The 17351-nt window shown below is 70.1% G+C and carries 14 protein-coding genes; 6 read left to right on the top strand and 8 right to left on the bottom strand.

Annotated features, from left to right (window positions below):
- Nucleotides 1–9: 9 nt before the first annotated feature.
- From lepA to hemC, 5 genes are all read right to left on the bottom strand, one after another.
- Nucleotides 10–1815: a translation elongation factor 4 gene (lepA, locus tag ACT535_RS10485; RefSeq protein WP_476364309.1), complete on the bottom strand. Its 1806-nt coding sequence runs from the start codon at nucleotides 1813–1815 to the stop codon at nucleotides 10–12.
- Nucleotides 1816–2197: 382 nt separating this feature from the next.
- Nucleotides 2198–4072 (bottom strand): heme biosynthesis HemY N-terminal domain-containing protein, encoded by a 1875-nt coding sequence (locus ACT535_RS10480; protein ID WP_476364308.1) that lies wholly within the window; start codon nucleotides 4070–4072, stop codon nucleotides 2198–2200.
- Nucleotides 4069–5679, bottom strand: coding sequence for a hypothetical protein (locus ACT535_RS10475; protein ID WP_476364307.1), 1611 nt, complete (start codon nucleotides 5677–5679; stop codon nucleotides 4069–4071). Before ACT535_RS10475 ends, ACT535_RS10480 begins: the two co-directional genes overlap by 4 nt.
- A 110-nt stretch (nucleotides 5680–5789) precedes the next feature.
- A complete protein-coding gene (locus tag ACT535_RS10470; RefSeq protein ID WP_476364306.1) occupies nucleotides 5790–6488 on the bottom strand; it encodes a uroporphyrinogen-III synthase in 699 nt (232 codons plus the stop codon).
- A gap of 70 nt (nucleotides 6489–6558) precedes the next feature.
- Complete coding sequence (gene hemC / locus ACT535_RS10465; protein WP_476364712.1) at nucleotides 6559–7491, bottom strand: hydroxymethylbilane synthase; 933 nt, start codon at nucleotides 7489–7491, stop codon at nucleotides 6559–6561.
- A gap of 86 nt (nucleotides 7492–7577) precedes the next feature.
- On the opposite strand from hemC, the gene tsaD reads away from it, so the two are divergent.
- The 3 genes from tsaD to glsA all read left to right on the top strand — a co-directional run bounded on the left by tsaD (nucleotide 7578) and on the right by glsA (nucleotide 10829).
- Nucleotides 7578–8681 (top strand): tRNA (adenosine(37)-N6)-threonylcarbamoyltransferase complex transferase subunit TsaD, encoded by a 1104-nt coding sequence (gene tsaD / locus ACT535_RS10460; protein ID WP_168458368.1) that lies wholly within the window; start codon nucleotides 7578–7580, stop codon nucleotides 8679–8681.
- 3 nt (nucleotides 8682–8684) lie between these two features.
- Nucleotides 8685–9668 (top strand): NAD(P)H-dependent glycerol-3-phosphate dehydrogenase, encoded by a 984-nt coding sequence (locus ACT535_RS10455; protein ID WP_476364305.1) that lies wholly within the window; start codon nucleotides 8685–8687, stop codon nucleotides 9666–9668.
- A 171-nt stretch (nucleotides 9669–9839) separates the two neighbouring features.
- Nucleotides 9840–10829: a glutaminase A gene (gene glsA, locus ACT535_RS10450; RefSeq protein ID WP_476325521.1), complete on the top strand. Its 990-nt coding sequence runs from the start codon at nucleotides 9840–9842 to the stop codon at nucleotides 10827–10829.
- 72 nt (nucleotides 10830–10901) lie between these two features.
- Here glsA and ACT535_RS10445 read toward each other — a convergent pair whose 3' ends face one another.
- Nucleotides 10902–11441 (bottom strand): hypothetical protein, encoded by a 540-nt coding sequence (locus ACT535_RS10445; protein ID WP_476364304.1) that lies wholly within the window; start codon nucleotides 11439–11441, stop codon nucleotides 10902–10904.
- 304 nt (nucleotides 11442–11745) lie between these two features.
- Here ACT535_RS10445 and groES point away from each other — a divergent pair, with 304 nt between their 5' ends.
- Both groES and groL read left to right on the top strand, forming a co-directional pair.
- Complete coding sequence (gene groES / locus ACT535_RS10440; RefSeq protein ID WP_029556583.1) at nucleotides 11746–12036, top strand: co-chaperone GroES; 291 nt, start codon at nucleotides 11746–11748, stop codon at nucleotides 12034–12036.
- Nucleotides 12037–12080: 44 nt separating this feature from the next.
- Nucleotides 12081–13727 (top strand): chaperonin GroEL, encoded by a 1647-nt coding sequence (gene groL / locus ACT535_RS10435; RefSeq protein ID WP_168458370.1) that lies wholly within the window; start codon nucleotides 12081–12083, stop codon nucleotides 13725–13727.
- A 488-nt stretch (nucleotides 13728–14215) separates the two neighbouring features.
- Here groL and ACT535_RS10430 read toward each other — a convergent pair whose 3' ends face one another.
- Entirely contained in the window at nucleotides 14216–15730 is a 1515-nt protein-coding gene (locus tag ACT535_RS10430; RefSeq protein WP_476364303.1) for a protein adenylyltransferase SelO, read from the bottom strand.
- A gap of 205 nt (nucleotides 15731–15935) precedes the next feature.
- The gene (locus ACT535_RS10425; protein ID WP_476325527.1) at nucleotides 15936–16811 is read right to left on the bottom strand and encodes a LysR substrate-binding domain-containing protein; all 876 of its coding nucleotides are present in this window, start codon (nucleotides 16809–16811) and stop codon (nucleotides 15936–15938) included.
- 115 nt (nucleotides 16812–16926) lie between these two features.
- On the opposite strand from ACT535_RS10425, the gene ACT535_RS10420 reads away from it, so the two are divergent.
- Complete coding sequence (locus ACT535_RS10420) at nucleotides 16927–17334, top strand: tautomerase family protein (RefSeq protein WP_476364302.1); 408 nt, start codon at nucleotides 16927–16929, stop codon at nucleotides 17332–17334.
- The last annotated feature ends 17 nt before the right edge of the window (nucleotides 17335–17351 follow it).

Genomic DNA, 17351 nt, shown 5'->3' with positions numbered 1-17351 from the left:
GCGAAGGTCTCACTCGTCCATCTTCAGCGCGGCGATGAAGGCTTCCTGCGGAATCTCCACCTTGCCGAACTGGCGCATCTTCTTCTTGCCTTCCTTCTGCTTGTCCAGAAGCTTGCGCTTTCTGGTGATGTCGCCGCCGTAGCACTTGGCGGTGACGTCCTTGCGCAGGGCCTTGATGGTCTCGCGGGCAATGATCTTGGCGCCGATGGCGGCCTGGATGGGGATGTTGAACAGATGCTGGGGGATGAGATCCTTCAGCTTCTCGCACATCACCCGGCCGCGCGCCTCGGCCCTGGTGCGGTGGACCAGCATGGAGAGGGCGTCCACCGGCTCGCCATTCACGAGGATGGACATCTTCACGAGGTCGCCAGGACGGTATTCGGTGATCTGGTAGTCGAACGAGGCGTAGCCCTTGGAGATGGACTTCAGCCGGTCGTAGAAATCGAACACCACCTCGTTCAGCGGCAGGTCGTAGGTGACCATGGCGCGCGCGCCCACGTAAGTGAGCTCGATCTGGTTGCCGCGCCGGTCCTGGCAGAGCTTGAGCACGGAGCCGAGATAATCATCGGGGGTCAGGATGGTGGCACGGATCCACGGCTCGTGGATCTCCTCGATCTTCACCACGTCCGGCATATCGGCCGGATTGTGCAAATCGATGGTCGTGCCGTCCGTCATCTCGATCTGGTAGATGACCGAGGGCGCGGTGGCGATGAGGTCGAGGTTGAACTCGCGCTCGAGGCGCTCCTGGATGATCTCCAGATGCAGCAGCCCGAGGAAGCCGCAGCGGAAGCCGAAGCCCAGCGCGGCGGAGGTCTCCATCTCGAAGGAGAAGCTGGCGTCGTTGAGGCGCAGCTTGCCCATGGCGGCGCGCAGATCCTCGAACTGCGCCGCATCCACCGGGAACAGGCCGCAGAACACCACCGGCTGGGCCGGCTTGAAGCCCGGCAGGGCGGCGTCGGTCTGGCGCTTGTCCTCGGTGATGGTATCGCCGACGCGGGTGTCCGCCACTTCCTTGATGGAGCCGGTGAGGAAGCCGATCTCGCCTGGGCCAAGCTCGGTGAGGGTCACCATCTTGGGGGTGAACACGCCCACGCGGTCCACGTCATAGACGGCGCCGGAGCCCATCATCTTGATGCGCTGGCCCTTCTTCAGCACGCCGTCGACGATGCGCACGAGGACGACCACGCCGAGATAGGTGTCGTACCAAGAGTCCACCAGCAGCGCCTTCAGCGGCGCCTCGCGGTCGCCCACGGGGGGCGGCAGGCGGGTGACGATGGCTTCCAGCACCTGCTCCACATTGAGGCCGGTCTTGGCGGAGATGCCGATGGCGTCGGACGCATCGAGGCCGATCACGTCCTCGATCTGCGCCTTCACCTTCTCCGGCTCGGCGGCGGGCAGGTCCACCTTGTTGAGGACCGGCACGATGTCGTGGTTGTTGTCGATGGCCTGGTAGACGTTGGCGAGCGTCTGCGCCTCCACACCCTGGGAGGCGTCCACCACCAGCAGCGAGCCCTCCACGGCGGCGAGCGAGCGGTTCACCTCATAGGCGAAGTCCACGTGGCCGGGGGTGTCGATGAGGTTGAGGACGTAGGTCTCGCCGTCCTGCGCCTTGTAGGAGAGGCGGACCGTCTGCGCCTTGATGGTGATACCGCGCTCGCGCTCGATATCCATGCTGTCGAGCACCTGCTCCGTCATCTCGCGCTCGGAGAGCCCGCCGGTCATCTGGATGAGGCGGTCGGCGAGGGTCGACTTCCCGTGGTCGATATGGGCGACGATGGAGAAGTTGCGGATGTGCTTCTGGGCGCTGGCGGTCATCCGCGCCGCATAGCATCGGCGCGGGGCGGCCACAAGGCGAAGGCTATTATGACCGCCCGGCGGTAAGCGGTATGTGCCGCCGTGGCATTGGGCGGGCGACAGTCAGCAGCCCCCTCAACCGTCACGCGGCAGGCGCCGCGTGCCACCTTCTCCCACGAGGGGAGAAGGCAAAAGGCCGATCCTCTGACCTATCCCTTGATCGTCCCGCATCGAACGTTCGCGCCCCCTCTCCCCTTGCGGGAGAGGGCCGGGGTGAGGGGTTCTCTCCGCCACCACCAACGCATGAAGACCGGAGCCAGCCCCCTCATCCGTCACGCGGCTCGCGCCGCGTGCCACCTTCTCCCGCGAGGGGAGAAGGGAAACAGCGGTCCTCAACCTATCCTCACAACCCCATCAGGCGGCGGGACTTGGGGGTGGGGTCCGGGTCCTCCGTCGCATCCGCCTCGGGGCCGGGATCGTCCGGCAGAGGCGGCAGGGCGACGATGGCGTCGGGCTTCCTGCCGTTTTCCGGCTTGCCATTCGGCTTCGCCCGTCCGCGCCCCGCTTCCGCACCGTTGCCGGGGGGTGGGGCGAGGATGACCGGCACAGGCTCGGCGGGCCGGGAGGCCTTCGGGTCAGCACCCTTTGCGTCGATGGCTTTCGGCTCGGCACCCTTGGAGTCGGCCCCTTTGGGCGCCGGACCCGCGGCCTCCGGCTTCTTCACCTCGGACGCCTTGTGCGCCTCGGTCGGAACCGGCACAGGCGCCTCGACCACCACAGCGGCATCGGAGGCGGCCGGTTTCGCCACGACCACGGCCTCGGCGGCCTTCATCTCCGCAGCCTTGATTTCCGCAGCCTTGATCTCGGCCTGCTTCTTCTCGGCCTGCTTCTGCTCCGCGAGCTTCTTCTGCTCGGCGATCTTGGCCTCTTCGCTGGCGCGCACGGCCGCGATGGCCGCCTTCACCCGCTCGGCCTCGTGCTCCAGGATCGGGGTGGCGGAGACGCCGGGCGGCACCTCCCAGACGAAGGCGTCCAGCCGGCCGGACACCGGCGAAACCGGCGCCCAGCGATCGGAGACCACCCCGTCAGCGATCCAGGCGGGATCGCGATTGGCGCGCACGGCACGGGCGGTCCATTCGCGGGCCTTGCCGATATCGGCATGCTCGGCCGCTTCCAGCTCCGCCATCAGCAGGCAGACGCGCTGGCTGGGATCGTCCAGCAGCGGCTCCAGCACGAGGCGGGCCTGGCGGAATTCCTGCGCATCGATGGCCGCACGAGCGAGCGCGATGGCGCTTTCCCGCTGGGAGGGCGCCTTGTTGGCGAGGGTGCGGATGCGCTTGAGGCGATCGAGCGCCGCGTCGCCGGGCCGCAGATAGGCCTCGACATCGGCGAGTTCGGGATGCGGGTTGGCGGCAAACGCCGTCTCGACGATCTTCGCCGCCTTGCGCAGCTCCCCGGCAGCGCCGAGCAGGCGGCCGGCGCAGGCGGCGGCGGGGACCAGCGTGGGCGCGAGGCGCACCGCCTCTACCGCCTTCTCGCGGGCCACCAGCGGGTCGGTCTGTTCCAGCGCGATGGCCTCGGCGGCGAGCAGCACCGCGCGGCGGCGCTTGTACTGGGCCTTGTCGATGCCCTTCTGCGCCATCTGGCGTTCCAGCACCGCGCGGGCGCCGGCATAGTCGCCGGCCGCGCAGCGTGCCTCGATCACCGCATCGGCGGCCCAGCCGAGCGTCGGGGCAGCGGAGGCGGCCTCCTCGGCGATGGCGTAGGCGGCGGCCTTGTCGCCGGCCTTGCGGGCTTCCATGTGCAGCCCGCGCAGGCCGAGAAGGCGGGTGGAGGGATCGTCCACCATGGCGCGGAAGGCGGCGATGGCCACCTCCGGCTTGCCGTCCAGCTGGGCGGCCTGGGCGGTGAGGAGGTGGGTCAGCGGCTCGTGCGGCAGCAGCCGGGCGGCGTCGTGACGCGCCTGCCGGACGGCGGCATTGTCGCCGATGCCCACCGCGAGCAGGCCGCGCGAGACCGCCTGCCAGCCCTTCTCGCGCTTGCGGCGGCGGGAGAAGGCGGCGATCAGCTTGGGCGAGCGGATGAGCAGCGAGAGCAGCCGCCACAGCAGCAGCAGCACGCCGGAGACCACAGCGATGACGGCGAGGGCCACCGGCACGGTGGTCTCCACCCGCCAGCCCTCCCACACCACGGCGATCTCGCCCGGTCGGTCGGCGAGCCAGGAGACGCCGAAGGCGGCGGCGGCGAGGAGGATCAGGAGCAGGACGAGGCGGATCACGGCACCTTCCCCGAAATGGCGGCCAGCTGCTGCTGGAAGAGAGTTCCGGCGGCCTTGACCGCGGCGGCCCGCGCCTCGATATCGCGGATCACGGCGAGGCGCTGCTGCACGCTATCGGGCAGCTGCTTCAGCGTCTTCAGGGCCTCGTCGAGCTGGCCGGCGCGCACCTGGGTGACCGCGGTGCCGATGAGCCCTTCCGAATCCACCGAGCCGGGCCCGGTGGCCGGGCGCACCTTCACGAGGCTTTCGGCCGAGGACATCAGCCGATCCACGAGCGAGGCGTTGGCATTCGCCGGAGCGGGCGCGGCGGCGCCGAGGGCGGCGGCGCCTTCCTGCGCGAGGCGGGCGGCGAGCGCGGGGGCCGGCGCGAAGCCCTTCTCCGCGGCGCCGGCGAAGGCGTCGAGCTGGCCGGCATTGGCGCCGAGCGTGGCGCGGGCGGCGGCGAGTTCCGCGGCAAACGGCCGGCCGGAGACCACCGCGTCGCGGAAGGCGGCGACCACCACGAGGCTGGATGCCGTGCGGTTGAACTGGGTCGCGGCGGCGCTCGCCTCCTCGATCTGCTTCTTCAGCGCGTCGAAGCGCGGGCCGATGGCCTCGGCCTGCTTCTCCAGCCCCTGCACCTGCGGCCCGAGGGCCTGGGTCTGGGTGGCGAGGGCCTGAACCTGCGGACCGAGCGACTGGGTGGCGCCGATGAGCGCCGCCACCTGCGGGGTGAGCGCCTCCAGCTTCGGAGCCAGCGCCTCGGCCTTGGCGCCGGCCTCGCGAGCGCCGGCGGTGGCGGCGGCAACGGCGGTGCGCAGCGCGCCCTCGCCGCCCTTCAGGGCGTCCACGTCGCGGCGCAGGGCGGCCAGCGCCTCGCGCGCCTGGTCGGTGGCGGTCTTGAGATCATCCACGCTTTTCACAAGCGCCGGGGGAATGGCGGGCGCCGCAGGGGCGGCCGGAGCGCCGGACGGCGCCGGCGCGGCCTTGAGGCCGGCGAGGGCCTCCTGCACCGCCTTGAGGGAGGCTTCGTCGCGGTCGAGCCGTTCGGAAAGGGCGGTGATGGCCTTGGGATCGACCGCGGGCCGGCCTTCCAGCGCGGCGATGCGCGACTGGAGCGGCGAGAGGTCCACCTTCGGCGCGGCCACCGGGGCCGGCGGATAAAGGATCGGCAGGGCATACCAGAGCCCGCCCGCCGCCGCGCCGCCGCCGATGAGGCCGGCGATCAGCGCCGCGAAGACGGTGCCTCCGCCACCCTTGCGGGGGGGCTCCGGCGCGGGCTGGGACGGGGTGGGGGCGTCGCTCTTGGCTTCCGCCGCGGCTTCGGCCTCCTTGCGCACCTCGGTCTCGGCGACCTGTTCGGCGCTCTTCTCGGCCGCCGCGCTGGACGCTGCGCTTTTGGCGGGCGCGTCGCCTGCGGGCCCGCCGGTGTTCGGGACGGTGCCTGTGCCTTTGGCCGGCTCGGCCGGCGCGGCGCCGGTCACGGGCTTCTGGACCGCCGGACCGGTCGGCTTGGACGCCGACGGAATTTCCTGCGCTTTCAGGTCGAGCGTGGGCGGGGTGCGGGGCGGTCGGGAGGAGAAGTTCTCCGCCTTCGGATCGTCGCTCGCCGGCGTATTGGTGGCCATCGGCGTCGCTCGTGCCTCCCTATTGGGTTCGGACCCGTCTTCGGGACCGGGATAGACCGGCCGGAGCCGGGCCGCAACCGCGACGCCCGCCCCCGTCCCTCACAGCCGCGTCACAGCAGCGCGAACAGCGCATCCTCATTGGGCGCGGCAGCGACCTCCACCGCCAGACCCTTGCGGACGAACGGCTCGGCCACCTGCTCGGAGAGGCACAGTTCGCGCACACCGGTCAACGCGTCGTTAAGCCCGGCGGCGGCAACGCACCGCAGCAGGGTCTTCACCGTCCGCTGGGAGAAGTGCAGCGCCGCCGTCACGGTTCCGCTGGCGAGCGCCGCGCGCGCCTCCTCCGACAGGGAATCGGCCGGTTCGGCCGCGTAGACGATGGCGAGATCCAGCGAGATGCCGGGGGCGGCTAGCAGGCCGGCGAGATCGGCGGCGCGGTCCTCGCCCGCCGGGTTCAAAACCCGCGCGCCGGACGGGAGCACCGCCGCGATGCGCCCGGCCAGCGCCGAGGCATCGCCGTCGCAATCCGTGACGCTGGCAAAGCCGATGGCGCGGGCCTCCTTGGCCGTGCGCGGACCCACCGCGAAGGCCGGCAGATGGAGGAAGCGCTTGCCGTCGGGATGGGCGCCGAAGGCCGTCACCCCGTTGATGGAGGTAAAGGCCACCGCATCGAATGGGCGGTCCGGCAGCGGTGTCGTGGTGGGGGCGATCCGCAGCATGGGATCGACGGTCACATCATGCCCCAGCGCCCGAAGGCGCTTGGCGGTCTGGTTCGCCGCGGGCAGCGGCCGGGTGACGAGAACAAGCATGGGCAAAACAATCGAACGGAAGAACGGGGCAGAACAACGGCCGACGCGGTGAAGGCCGCGCCGGAAAGGTCTAGAGACCCAGCGCCTTGGCCGGGGCGCTGGCGCGCAGCTCGGTGCCGAGCGCCGTGCCGAGCGCGGCGGCGTCCGCAATCGGAGCGGCGCCGGAGGCTTCCGCCGCATCCGCCCCATCGGGCGTCATGACGAGGCCGGAGAGGCGCACCTGATCGCCCTCCACCCGGGCGAGGCCGGCGATGGGGGTGCGGCAGGAGCCGTCGAGGGCGGTCAGGAACGCGCGCTCCGCCGCCAGCGCGATGCCGGTGTCCCGGCAGGCGACGGCGGCGATGGCGGCATTGGTGGCGGGATCATTCACGCGGCATTCGATGGCCACGGCCCCCTGCCCCACTGCCGGCAGGAATTCCGACGTCGCCAGCACCGCGCTCGCCACGTCGGCGAGGCCGAGCCGCGTAAGGCCGGCGAGGGCGAGGAGGGTGCCGTCGAAATCCCCGTCCTTCACCCGCGCGAGGCGCGTGTGAACGTTGCCGCGCAGCAGCTCGACCTTGAGGTCCGGCCGCAGGCGCCGCAATTGCGCCTCGCGCCGCAGCGAGGCGGTGCCGACCCGCGCGCCGGCCGGAAGATCGGCGAGGCCGGCACCGGATTTCAGGATCAGCGCATCGCGCACGTCGGCGCGCGGCAGGTAGCCGGCGAGGTGCAGGCCCTCGGGTAGGTAGGTGGCCACATCCTTGGCGGAATGGACGGCGAGGTCGACGCGGCCGTCCAGCAGCGCCTCCTCAAGCTCCTTGGTGAAGAGCCCCTTGCCGCCGGCCTCGGACAAGGCCCGGTCCTGGATCTGGTCGCCGGTGGTGCGGATGACCTCGATGGCAACCCGTTCCGGCGCGACGTTCAGCGCCTCCGCCAGGGCCGCCTGCACCGCATGGGCCTGCCACAAAGCGAGCGGGCTGCCACGGGTGCCGATGCGCAGGAGAGGGGAATTTCCGCCGGACATTTCTTCCAATTTCGTATTCTCGTTCAGGGATGCGTAGAATGCGCGAGGGATTCGAAACGGGATAGGCGGCGTTGCGGCGCAGCGCAATGGCGGCGCGCAACGCTCTGGAGGAACACGGTTTGCCCGATCTCATGGTGCTCGGCATCGAGACCACGTGCGACGAGACGTCGGCGGCGGTGGTGACGCGCTCGCCCTCGGGCGCATCCGACATCCGCTCCAACGTCATCCGCTCGCAGGTGGAGATCCACTCCCCCTATGGCGGCGTGGTGCCGGAGATCGCGGCCCGTGCCCATGTGGAAGTGCTGGACCATGTGATCGCCGAGGCCATGCGGCAGGCGGGCGTGGATTATTCCGAGCTTTCGGGCATCGCGGCGGCGGCCGGCCCCGGCCTCATCGGAGGGGTCATCGTCGGCCTCACCACCGCCAAGGCCATTGCGCTCGCGGCCAAGAAGCCGCTGGTGGCGGTGAACCATCTGGAGGCCCACGCGCTGACCGCCCGCCTCACCGATGGCGTCGCCTTCCCCTATCTCCTGCTCCTCGTCTCAGGCGGCCACACCCAGCTTCTCGCCATCGAAGATGTGGGCAAATACACCCGCCTCGGCACCACGCTGGACGATGCGGTGGGCGAGGCCTTCGACAAGGTGGCGAAGATGCTGAGCCTGCCCTATCCGGGCGGCCCGCAGGTGGAGGAGCAGGCCAAGCACGGCTATTCCGCCCGCTTCGCCTTCCCGCGCCCGCTTCTGGGCCGGCGCGAGCCCGATTTCTCCCTTTCCGGCCTCAAGACAGCCGTGCGGCTGGAGGCGGACCGCCTCGCCCCGCTCTCGGACGAGGACGTGGCCGACCTCTGCGCCAGCTTCCAGGCGGCCGTGGTGGACGTGATCGCCGACCGCGTGCGGGCGGGCGCCCGCGCCTTCCGCGACCGGCTGGGGCGTGGCCCGACCGCTCTGGTCGTCGCCGGCGGGGTCGCCGCCAATGGCATGATCCGCGAGAGCCTCGCCAAGGTGGCGGCGGAGCTGAACACCCGCTTCGCCATGCCGGCCCCGGTGCTTTGCACAGACAACGGCGCCATGATCGCCTGGGCCGGAGCCGAGCGCCTCGCCCGTGGCATCCGCGACCGGCTGGACGTAAGCCCGCGCGCCCGCTGGCCGCTCGATCCGGCGGCCGCCGCCTCGGCCTCGGCGCGGGCCTGAGCGGTGTCGGGTTTAAGCTTTCGCCGCATCGGCGTGATGGGGGCCGGTGCCTGGGGCACCGCCCTCGCCAATGCCGCCGCCCGCGCCGGGCGCGACGTGGTGCTGTGGGGGCGCGATGCGCAGGCCATGGCCGACATGGCGGCGGCCCGCGAGAACCGGGCCGATCTGCCGGGTATCGCGCTTGATCCCTCCGTCTCGCCGGTCTCCGACCTCGACCGTGTGGCCGAGTGCGACGCCGTGCTGCTGGTGGTGCCGGCGCAGGCCTGCCGGGAGGCGCTGGGGCATCTGCGCACCCGCGTGCCGGCGGGAATGCCGGTCATCTCCTGCGCCAAGGGCATCGAGCGCGGCACCCGCGCTTTCATGAGCGAGGTGATCGCCGAGGCCCTGCCCGGCGCGCGGCCCGCCGTGCTCTCCGGCCCCAGCTTCGCCAGCGATGTCGCGGCCGGCCTGCCCACGGCGGTGACGCTGGCGGCGGGCGATGGCGCACTGGCGAAGGATCTCGCGCAGGCGCTGGGCTCGTCCACACTGCGGCTCTACCACTCCACTGACGTGCGCGGCGCGGAGATCGGCGGGGCGGCGAAGAACGTTCTGGCGATTGCCGCCGGCATCGTCGCCGGACGCAAGCTGGGGGCGAGCGCCGCCGCCGCTCTTGTGGCGCGGGGCTTTGCCGAATTGATGCGCTTCGGCGCCGCCTATGGTGCGCGGCCGGAGACCATCACCGGCCTCTCCGGCCTCGGCGACCTCATCCTCACCACCTCCGGCCCGCAATCGCGCAACTTCGCCTTCGGCCGCGCGCTGGGGGCGGGCGAGGCGGGCGCGGGCAAGCTGGCGGAAGGCGCTTTTACCGCCAGCGTGCTGGTGGAGATGGCGGCGGCGAAGGGCGTGGACGTTCCCGTCAGCGCCGCCGTGGACGCCGTGCTGGCCGGCCGCCTCGGCATCGACGGCGCCATCGAGGCGCTGATGGCCCGGCCGCAGCGGGCGGAGTGAGGGCGGCCGCGCGCATTCACGGCCATCCTTCACCGTTCCCACTGGCTTCCTTTCCCACTGACGGCATGGGCCGCACCGTCCTCGCCCTCCGCTGCCGCTCCCCGGGCCGTGGCACGCCTTGTGCTAAAGCCGGGGTGGGGCCGGCGCCGCCGGTCGGCAAGGGGGATGATGATGGATTCGGGTCCTGCTCACGCGGCTCCCGGCTACGGGCTGGAGACGGTGGTGCGCCACACCTTCGAGCGCAGCCGCGGCGATACCTCCGGCGCCCTCGCCGACTACATTCCCGAGCTGGCGCTGGTGGACCCGGACCGCTTCGGCATCGCCGCCGTTTCGGTGGAGGGGGAGGTGGTTTCGGTCGGAGATGCCGACGTGGCGTTCACCATCCAGTCGATTTCGAAGGCATTTGCCTTCTGTCTCGCCCTTGAGGTGGCGGGGCGCGAAAAGGTGCTGTCCCGCGTCGGCGTGGAGCCCTCGGGTGATGCCTTCAACGCCATCGTCTTCGATGCCGATACCAATCGGCCCTTCAATCCCATGGTGAATGCCGGGGCCATCACCGTTTCCGGCCTGCTGGTGGAGCATCTCGGCGACGCGGCGCTGGACTTCGTTCTGGACCGCTTCTCCGCCGCGGCCGGGCGGCGGCTCGTGGTGGACGAGGCGGTGTTCCGCTCGGAGGCCGAGACCGCCCATCGCAACCGTGGCATCGCCCACCTGCTCACCAGCGCCGGAGCACTTACCGCCGACGTGGACGCGACGCTGGACCTCTATTTCCGCCAATGCTCCATCCTGGTGACGGCCGGCGACCTCGCCCGCATGGGGGCGACTTTGGCCAACATCGGCGAGGACCCGCTCACGCGCACCACCGTGTTCGCGGTGGATGCGGTGCGGGCCACGCTCGCCGTGATGTTCACCTGCGGGATGTACAATTTCGCCGGCAACTGGGCGTTCGACGTGGGCGTGCCGGCCAAGAGCGGGGTGGGCGGCGGCATCCTGGGCGTGGTCAACCGCCAGCTCGGCATCGCCACCTATTCACCGCGCCTCGATGCGCGCGGCAATTCGGTGCGCGGCATCGCCGCCTTCCGGGAACTGGCCGAGGAACTGGGCCTGCACGTGTTCGACCCCACCAACCGGGGGTCCGCCATGCTCACCGCCTTCGGGCGGTGAGCTTCTGGGGGGTTTTTGCCGCCTTCGGGCGGTGACCCTCAGCCCACGTGAGGGGCGCGAAGCCCCTCCCCGTCACGAGCAGCGCACGTAGACCATGGTGCCGTAGCGCTTGGCCACTTCCGGATCGACGAAGCGCAGCACCAGGATATTGCCGTCGAAGCGCACCACCTGACGGTCGCGCTCGCCGCCGGCCGGGTCGTCGGGCGGGCCGATATAGACCGGGCCGTTGCCCACCTGCTTGGAGACCAGCTCGGTCAGCTTGTTGTCGTCGGCGAGATACATCATTACGCCGCCATTGGTGCCGGCGGTAATGACATAGGGATTGTTGCCGCAGGAGGCCTTGGCCTGCGCCTCGGTGCGGGTGGCGTCGTCCGGCCGGTGATAGGCGGCGAGGCCCCAGCGGCCGACGAGGCGGTCGGGCGGGATCGGGCTGGTATAGACCGGGCGCGCGGCCGGCGGCGGCGCGGAGGGGGTCGTCTCGCAGCCGGCGAGGCCGAGGGCCAGCACCGTGAGGGCGGCACCGGCCAGCGCGGCGCGCGGCCTTCCGAAAGCAAACCGCCCGAAAGCAGACCGCCCGAAAGCAGACTTGGATCCCGCAACCATCTTCGTCATGTGCTTTCCGAGGCCTCCCGCCGCCTGGAACAAGAAAGCGACCACCCAGGCAGTCGCCTGACCATAAAGGCTTGCGCCGTCGGCGTCGATGCCGTCCACGTCGGCCCCGTCCGCCGGTCAAGCCCCAGCTCCGCACGAGCTTATCCCACGGCTCGTTACCGCTTTGCTAGCTCCTCGATTGCTGCAGCGCGCCTTGACGTCCGGCGGACGCGCCCTTATCTCCGCGGCGAGCTTGGCACTCTTCATCCGGGAGTGCCAGAACGGCGGGCCAAGGCTCGCGCTCCCCCGAAAGAGGTAACGACCCATGTCCTTCCGTCCTCTGCACGACCGCGTGGTCGTCAAGCGCATCGAAGCCGAGCAGAAGACCGCCGGCGGCATCATCATCCCCGACACCGCCAAGGAAAAGCCCCAGGAGGGCGAGGTGATCGCGGTGGGCGCCGGCGCCCGTGACGAGAGCGGCAAGCTCGTCCCCCTCGACGTGAAGGCCGGCGACCGCGTGCTGTTCGGCAAGTGGTCCGGCACCGAGGTCAAGATCGACGGCCAGGACCTGCTCATCATGAAGGAAAGCGACATCCTCGGCGTCATCGCCAAGTGATCTTGCGCGTCTTCTGAGCGAAACAGAATCATAAGGAGGCCGTGATGGCTGCCAAAGAAGTAAAGTTCTCCTCCGACGCGCGCGAGAAGCTGCTGCGCGGCGTCGACATCCTCGCCAACGCCGTGAAGGTCACCCTCGGTCCCAAGGGCCGCAACGTGGTGATCGAGAAGAGCTTCGGCGCCCCCCGCATCACCAAGGACGGTGTGTCGGTGGCCAAGGAGATCGAGCTCGAGGACAAGTTCGAGAACCTCGGCGCCCAGCTCGTGCGTGAGGTGGCCTCCAAGACCAACGACCTCGCCGGCGACGGCACCACCACCGCCACCGTGCTGGCCCAGGCCATCGTGAAGGAAGGCGCCAAGTCCGTCGCCGCCGGCATGAACCCGATGGACCTGAAGCGCGGCATCGACCTCGCCGTCGCCGCCGCCATCGCCGACATCAAGGGCCGCGCCAAGAAGGTGTCGTCGTCCGCCGAAGTCGCGCAGGTCGGCACCATCTCCGCCAACGGCGATGCCTCCATCGGCGAGATGATCGCCGGCGCCATGCAGCGCGTGGGCAACGAAGGCGTCATCACCGTCGAGGAAGCCAAGACCGCCGAGACCGAGCTCGAAGTGGTCGAGGGCATGCAGTTCGACCGTGGCTATCTCTCTCCCTATTTCATCACGAATGCGGAGAAGATGATCGCCGACCTGGAAGAGCCCTTCCTGCTGATCTTCGACAAGAAGCTCTCCGGCCTCCAGCCGATCCTGCCGGTCCTCGAGGCCGTGGTGCAGACCGGCCGTCCCCTCGTCATCATCGCCGAGGACGTGGAAGGCGAGGCCCTCGCCACCCTCGTGGTCAACAAGCTGCGCGGCGGCCTGAAGGTCGCGGCGGTGAAGGCTCCCGGCTTCGGCGATCGCCGCAAGGCGATGCTTGAGGATATCGCCATCCTCACCGGCGGCACCGTGATCTCCGAGGACCTCGGCATCAAGCTCGAGAACGTCACCCTCGCCCAGCTCGGCCGCGCCAAGAAGGTCATCCTCGAGAAGGAAAAGACCACCATCGTGGACGGCGTCGGCGAGAAGGCCGACATCGAGGCCCGCGTGAACCAGATCAAGGCGCAGATCGAGGAGACCACCTCGGACTACGACCGCGAGAAGCTCCAGGAGCGTCTGGCCAAGCTCGCGGGCGGCGTCGCGGTGATCCGCGTCGGCGGCTCGACCGAGGTCGAGGTGAAGGAGAAGAAGGACCGCGTTGACGACGCGCTCAACGCCACCCGCGCTGCGGTGGAAGAGGGCATCGTCCCCGGCGGCGGCGTCGCCCTGCTCCGCGCCAAGGCGGCGGTGGAGAAGGTCACCTCCGACAACGCCGACATCAAGGCCGGCATCAAGATCGTCCTGCGCGCCCTTGAGGCCCCCATCCGCCAGATCGCCGAGAATTCCGGCGTGGAAGGCTCCATCGTGGTGGGCAAGGTGCAGGAGTCCAACGATCCGTCCTTCGGCTTCAACGCCCAGACGGAAGAGTATGTGGACATGATCGCCGCCGGCATCGTCGATCCGGCCAAGGTCGTGCGCACCGCCCTCCAGGACGCCGCCTCCATCGCGGCCCTGATCGTCACCACCGAAGCGCTCGTCGCCGAGCTGCCGAAGAAGGACTCCGGCATGCCCGCGATGCCGGGCGGCGGCATGGGCGGCATGGGCGGCATGGATTTCTGATCCATCCTCCCATCCGGGAAAAAAAGAGGGCGCGGCCGAAAGGCTGCGCCCTTTTCTTTTGTCCCCGTTCCCGGGACAAGCGACACCGCAGGTGGAGCGCCGATCCGGGGTCCAGCGCGAAACTCCCGCGCAGCGGGGGCAATGCCTGAGAGGGTCGGGGTAAAGAAGCGCCTGCGGCGGCCCCTTGCGCTGGGTCCCGGCTCGCATTCCGCTGGCGCTGCATGCGTCCGGGACGCGAGGCCGGCCCAAACCGCCGTCGCCCTCCGGCGTGACCGGAGGGCCCATCCCTTCGCCTGAGCGCGCAGCCGAAGCGCAGAACAAACGTCACCATGGGTCCTCCGATCAAGTCGGAGGACGACGGCGATATTGGTTCTGTGCCCCGGACAAGCGACGGCACAGCCGGAGCGCCGATCCGGGGTCCAGCGCACGAGTTCTCGCGTAGCGGCAATGCGCCCCTCTCCCGTCGCGGGAGAGGGAGTGCCTAATGCTCACGTCCCGCAGAACGTCCGATACCCCTCCATGGACGGCGGCAGCCCAGCATACGCTGCGAAGTCCGGCTGCTCCTCATAGGGATGCGCCAGCACCGTATTCAGCCGCTCGAACGGGCCGAGGTCGCCGCGTTCGATGGCGGCGGCGATGACCTCTTCCACCAGATGGTTGCGGGGGATGAAGAGCGGGTTCACCGCATCCATCCCGGCCCGGATCTCGGCACCGGATCGGCCGGTCTCGGCGAGGCGCGCGCGCCAGCGTTCGGCCCAGGTATCGAAGGCCGGCCGGTCGAGGAACAGGTCGCGCACCGGCCCGCCCGCGTCCGCATCCTCCGCCAGCGCGCCGAGGCGGCGGAAGGTGAGGGTGAAGTCGGCCTTGGAGCCGATCATCACGTTGAGGAGGTCGTGGGCGAGGGCGACATCCGCTTCGCTCGCCTCCGGCAGGCCGATCTTGGCGGCAAGCCCGGCGTGGTAGGCCGCATAGAAGCGCTTCGGGAAGGTGCCGAGCGCCGCGTTGGCGGCGGCGATGGCGGCTTCCCGGTCCTCGCCCAAAGAAGGCGTCATGATGGGGATGAGGCATTCGGCGAAGCGGGCGAGGTTCCAGTGGGCGATGTCCGGCTGGTTGCCATAGGCATAGCGCCCCATCTCGTCGATGGAGGAGAAGACCGTGTTGGGGTCGTAGGCGTCCATGAAGGCGCAGGGGCCGTAATCGATGGTCTCGCCCGAGACGGACATGTTGTCCGTGTTCATCACCCCGTGGATGAAGCCCACGCACAGCCAGCGCGCCACCAGCGCCGCCTGCCGGCCGATGACGCCATCGAGCAGAGCGAGATAGGGGTTCTCGACCCCCACGAGATCGGGATAGTGGCGGGCGATGGTGTAGTCGGCGAGCTGCTTCACGGCATCGAAGCTCTTGCGCGCGGCGAAGAACTGGAAAGTGCCGATGCGGATGTGGCTCGCCGCCACCCGCGCCAGCACGCCGCCCGGCAGCGCGCGATCGCGCACCACGGCTTCGCCCGTGGTCACGGCCGCCAGCGCCCGCGTGGTGGGGATGCCGAGCGCCGCCATGGCCTCGCTGACGATATATTCCCGCAGCACCGGCCCCAGCGCGGCGCGCCCGTCGCCGCGGCGGGAGAAGGGGGTGGGGCCGGAGCCCTTCAGCTGGATATCACGGCGCAGGCCGTCGCGCCCCACCACCTCGCCGAGGAGGATGGCGCGGCCATCGCCCAGCTGGGGCGAGAAATGGCCGAACTGGTGCCCGGCATAAGCGAGCGCGATGGGCTCCGCCCCTTCCGGCACGGCGAGACCGGCGAACACGGCGACGCCCTCGGGGGTTGCGAGGTCGGCGGGGTCGAGGCCCAGCAGCTCGGCGAGGTCGGCATTGACCTTCACCAGCGCCGGCGCTTCCACCGGGGTCGGCAGGACGGGCGCATAGAAGCCGGCGAGGTCGCGGGCATAGGAATTGTCGAACGGAAAGGCGGGGGACGCCTTCGGGGTCGGCTGTGTGCTGGTCATCGCGGCAATCTCCGCCGGGCTCGAAAAGGGGCAGTCCCGGACCGAACGATGGGAAAAGGGTGCCGGGTTCATCCCGGCCTGTCCAGCTTGAGCGGGTTTTTGAGTCGCCTTCGCTCAAGCGCCGCGCGGGTGTTTCGCGTTGTCTCCGCTCAATCGCCGCGCGGGCTTTGTGCGTTGCTTTCGCTCAGGCGCCGCGCGGGCTGGGTTACGCCACCGCGTAGAGCGGATGCTCGCGCCGCAATTCCTCCTGCAGCACCTCCTCCACCTTCTGCAGCGCCGGCGGGCGGGCGCCGGGGCGGGTGTAGAGCAGGAATTCCATGTCCGGCAGCGCCGCGCGGTCGAGGTCGGCAACGATGGCGAGGTCGGGCCGAAGCGCCCGCGGCGAGCGCACGGTGACGCCCATACCTGCCCCCACCGCCGCCATCAGGCCCGGCAGGCTGGGGCTGGTGAAGGCGATGCGGAATTGCCGCCCGGCAGCGTTCAGCGCGGCGATGGCGGCCGTGCGGCAGGAACACGGGTGCTCGAACAGCACGAGGGGCACCGGTGCCTCGCGGTCGAGGCGCAGCTGGCGGGCGGCGATCCACACCATGGATTCGCGCAGCAGCAGGGAGGCGGGCAGTTCGCTTTCGGCGCGGAAGCCCACGGCCGCATCCAGCTCCTCGGCACGCAGCATGTCGAGCATGTGGGAGGTGGTGCAGACGCGCACGGTGATGGGCGCCTGCGGGAAACTGGCCGAGAGCCGGTAGAGGATGCGCTGGAGCACCTGCTCGCCCACGTCCTGCACGAAGCCCAGCCGGAGGGGCTGGGCGAAGGCGCCGTGGACATGCTGGGTGAGGATGCGGTCGTTGAGGTCCAGCAGGCGCCGCGCATCCTCCAGGAAGGCCGCACCGCGCGAGGTGGGCGACACCGCCCGCCCGCGCCGCTCCAGAAGGGAGAAGCCCACCGCCTCGGCGAGGCGGTCCATCTGCAGGCTCACGGCGGACTGGCTGCGCCCCACCTTCCGCGCCGCCGCGGAGATGGAGCCGAGGTCGGCCACGGCGGCGAAGCTGCGGATGAGGTCGAGGTCGAGATTGCGGATCATGCTATGAGATTAGCAAAACTCTGGGATTTTAGAATTCAATTTTTCTCATCAATTGGGGCGGCCTAGAACAAGCCATCGCAGCCGATGCCGGTGCATCGCGCCGATGGAGGTCGAAATGCCCATTCTGAACGTGAAGCTGTCCGGCGCCCCGGATGCCGCCCTCGCCGCCAAGGTCGCCGCCACCCTGTCCGACCTCACCGCCCGCATCCTGCGCAAGGACCCCAAGGTGACGGCCGTCGCCATCTCCTTCGTGCCGGCCGAGCAGTGGTTCGTGGGCGGAGAGGCGCTGTCGGCGAAGGCGCGCACGTCCTTCTCCCTCGACATCCTCGTGGTGGACGGCACCAACACCAAGGACGAGAAGGCCGCCTATCTCGAAGCCGTCTTCGCCGCCATGTCCGGTCTGCTGCCGGACCTCGACGAGGAGAGCTACGTCCTCGTGCGCGAGGTGAAGGCCGATGCCTATGGCTACGGCGGGCGCACGCAGGAAAGCCGCTATGTGGAGAGGAAGCTCCGGGCGGCGTGAAAGCCCGCGCGGCGCCT

The sequence above is a fragment of the Xanthobacter sp. DMC12 genome (genome assembly GCF_056314105.1).
The sequence above is the reverse complement of the archived record's forward strand: the minus strand, read 5'-3'. Positions and strand labels throughout refer to the sequence as shown.

Coding starts and splice junctions, on each gene's coding strand:
- lepA (WP_476364309.1), bottom strand. CDS start 1,815: ATGACCGCCAGCGCCCAGAAGCACATCCGCAACTTCTCCATCGTCGCC.
- ACT535_RS10475 (WP_476364307.1), bottom strand. CDS start 5,679: ATGGCCACCAATACGCCGGCGAGCGACGATCCGAAGGCGGAGAACTTC.
- ACT535_RS10470 (WP_476364306.1), bottom strand. CDS start 6,488: ATGCTTGTTCTCGTCACCCGGCCGCTGCCCGCGGCGAACCAGACCGCC.
- hemC (WP_476364712.1), bottom strand. CDS start 7,491: ATGTCCGGCGGAAATTCCCCTCTCCTGCGCATCGGCACCCGTGGCAGC.
- tsaD (WP_168458368.1), top strand. CDS start 7,578: ATGGCGGCGCGCAACGCTCTGGAGGAACACGGTTTGCCCGATCTCATG.
- glsA (WP_476325521.1), top strand. CDS start 9,840: ATGGATTCGGGTCCTGCTCACGCGGCTCCCGGCTACGGGCTGGAGACG.
- ACT535_RS10445 (WP_476364304.1), bottom strand. CDS start 11,441: ATGACGAAGATGGTTGCGGGATCCAAGTCTGCTTTCGGGCGGTCTGCT.
- groES (WP_029556583.1), top strand. CDS start 11,746: ATGTCCTTCCGTCCTCTGCACGACCGCGTGGTCGTCAAGCGCATCGAA.
- groL (WP_168458370.1), top strand. CDS start 12,081: ATGGCTGCCAAAGAAGTAAAGTTCTCCTCCGACGCGCGCGAGAAGCTG.
- ACT535_RS10430 (WP_476364303.1), bottom strand. CDS start 15,730: ATGACCAGCACACAGCCGACCCCGAAGGCGTCCCCCGCCTTTCCGTTC.
- ACT535_RS10425 (WP_476325527.1), bottom strand. CDS start 16,811: ATGATCCGCAATCTCGACCTCGACCTCATCCGCAGCTTCGCCGCCGTG.
- ACT535_RS10420 (WP_476364302.1), top strand. CDS start 16,927: ATGCCCATTCTGAACGTGAAGCTGTCCGGCGCCCCGGATGCCGCCCTC.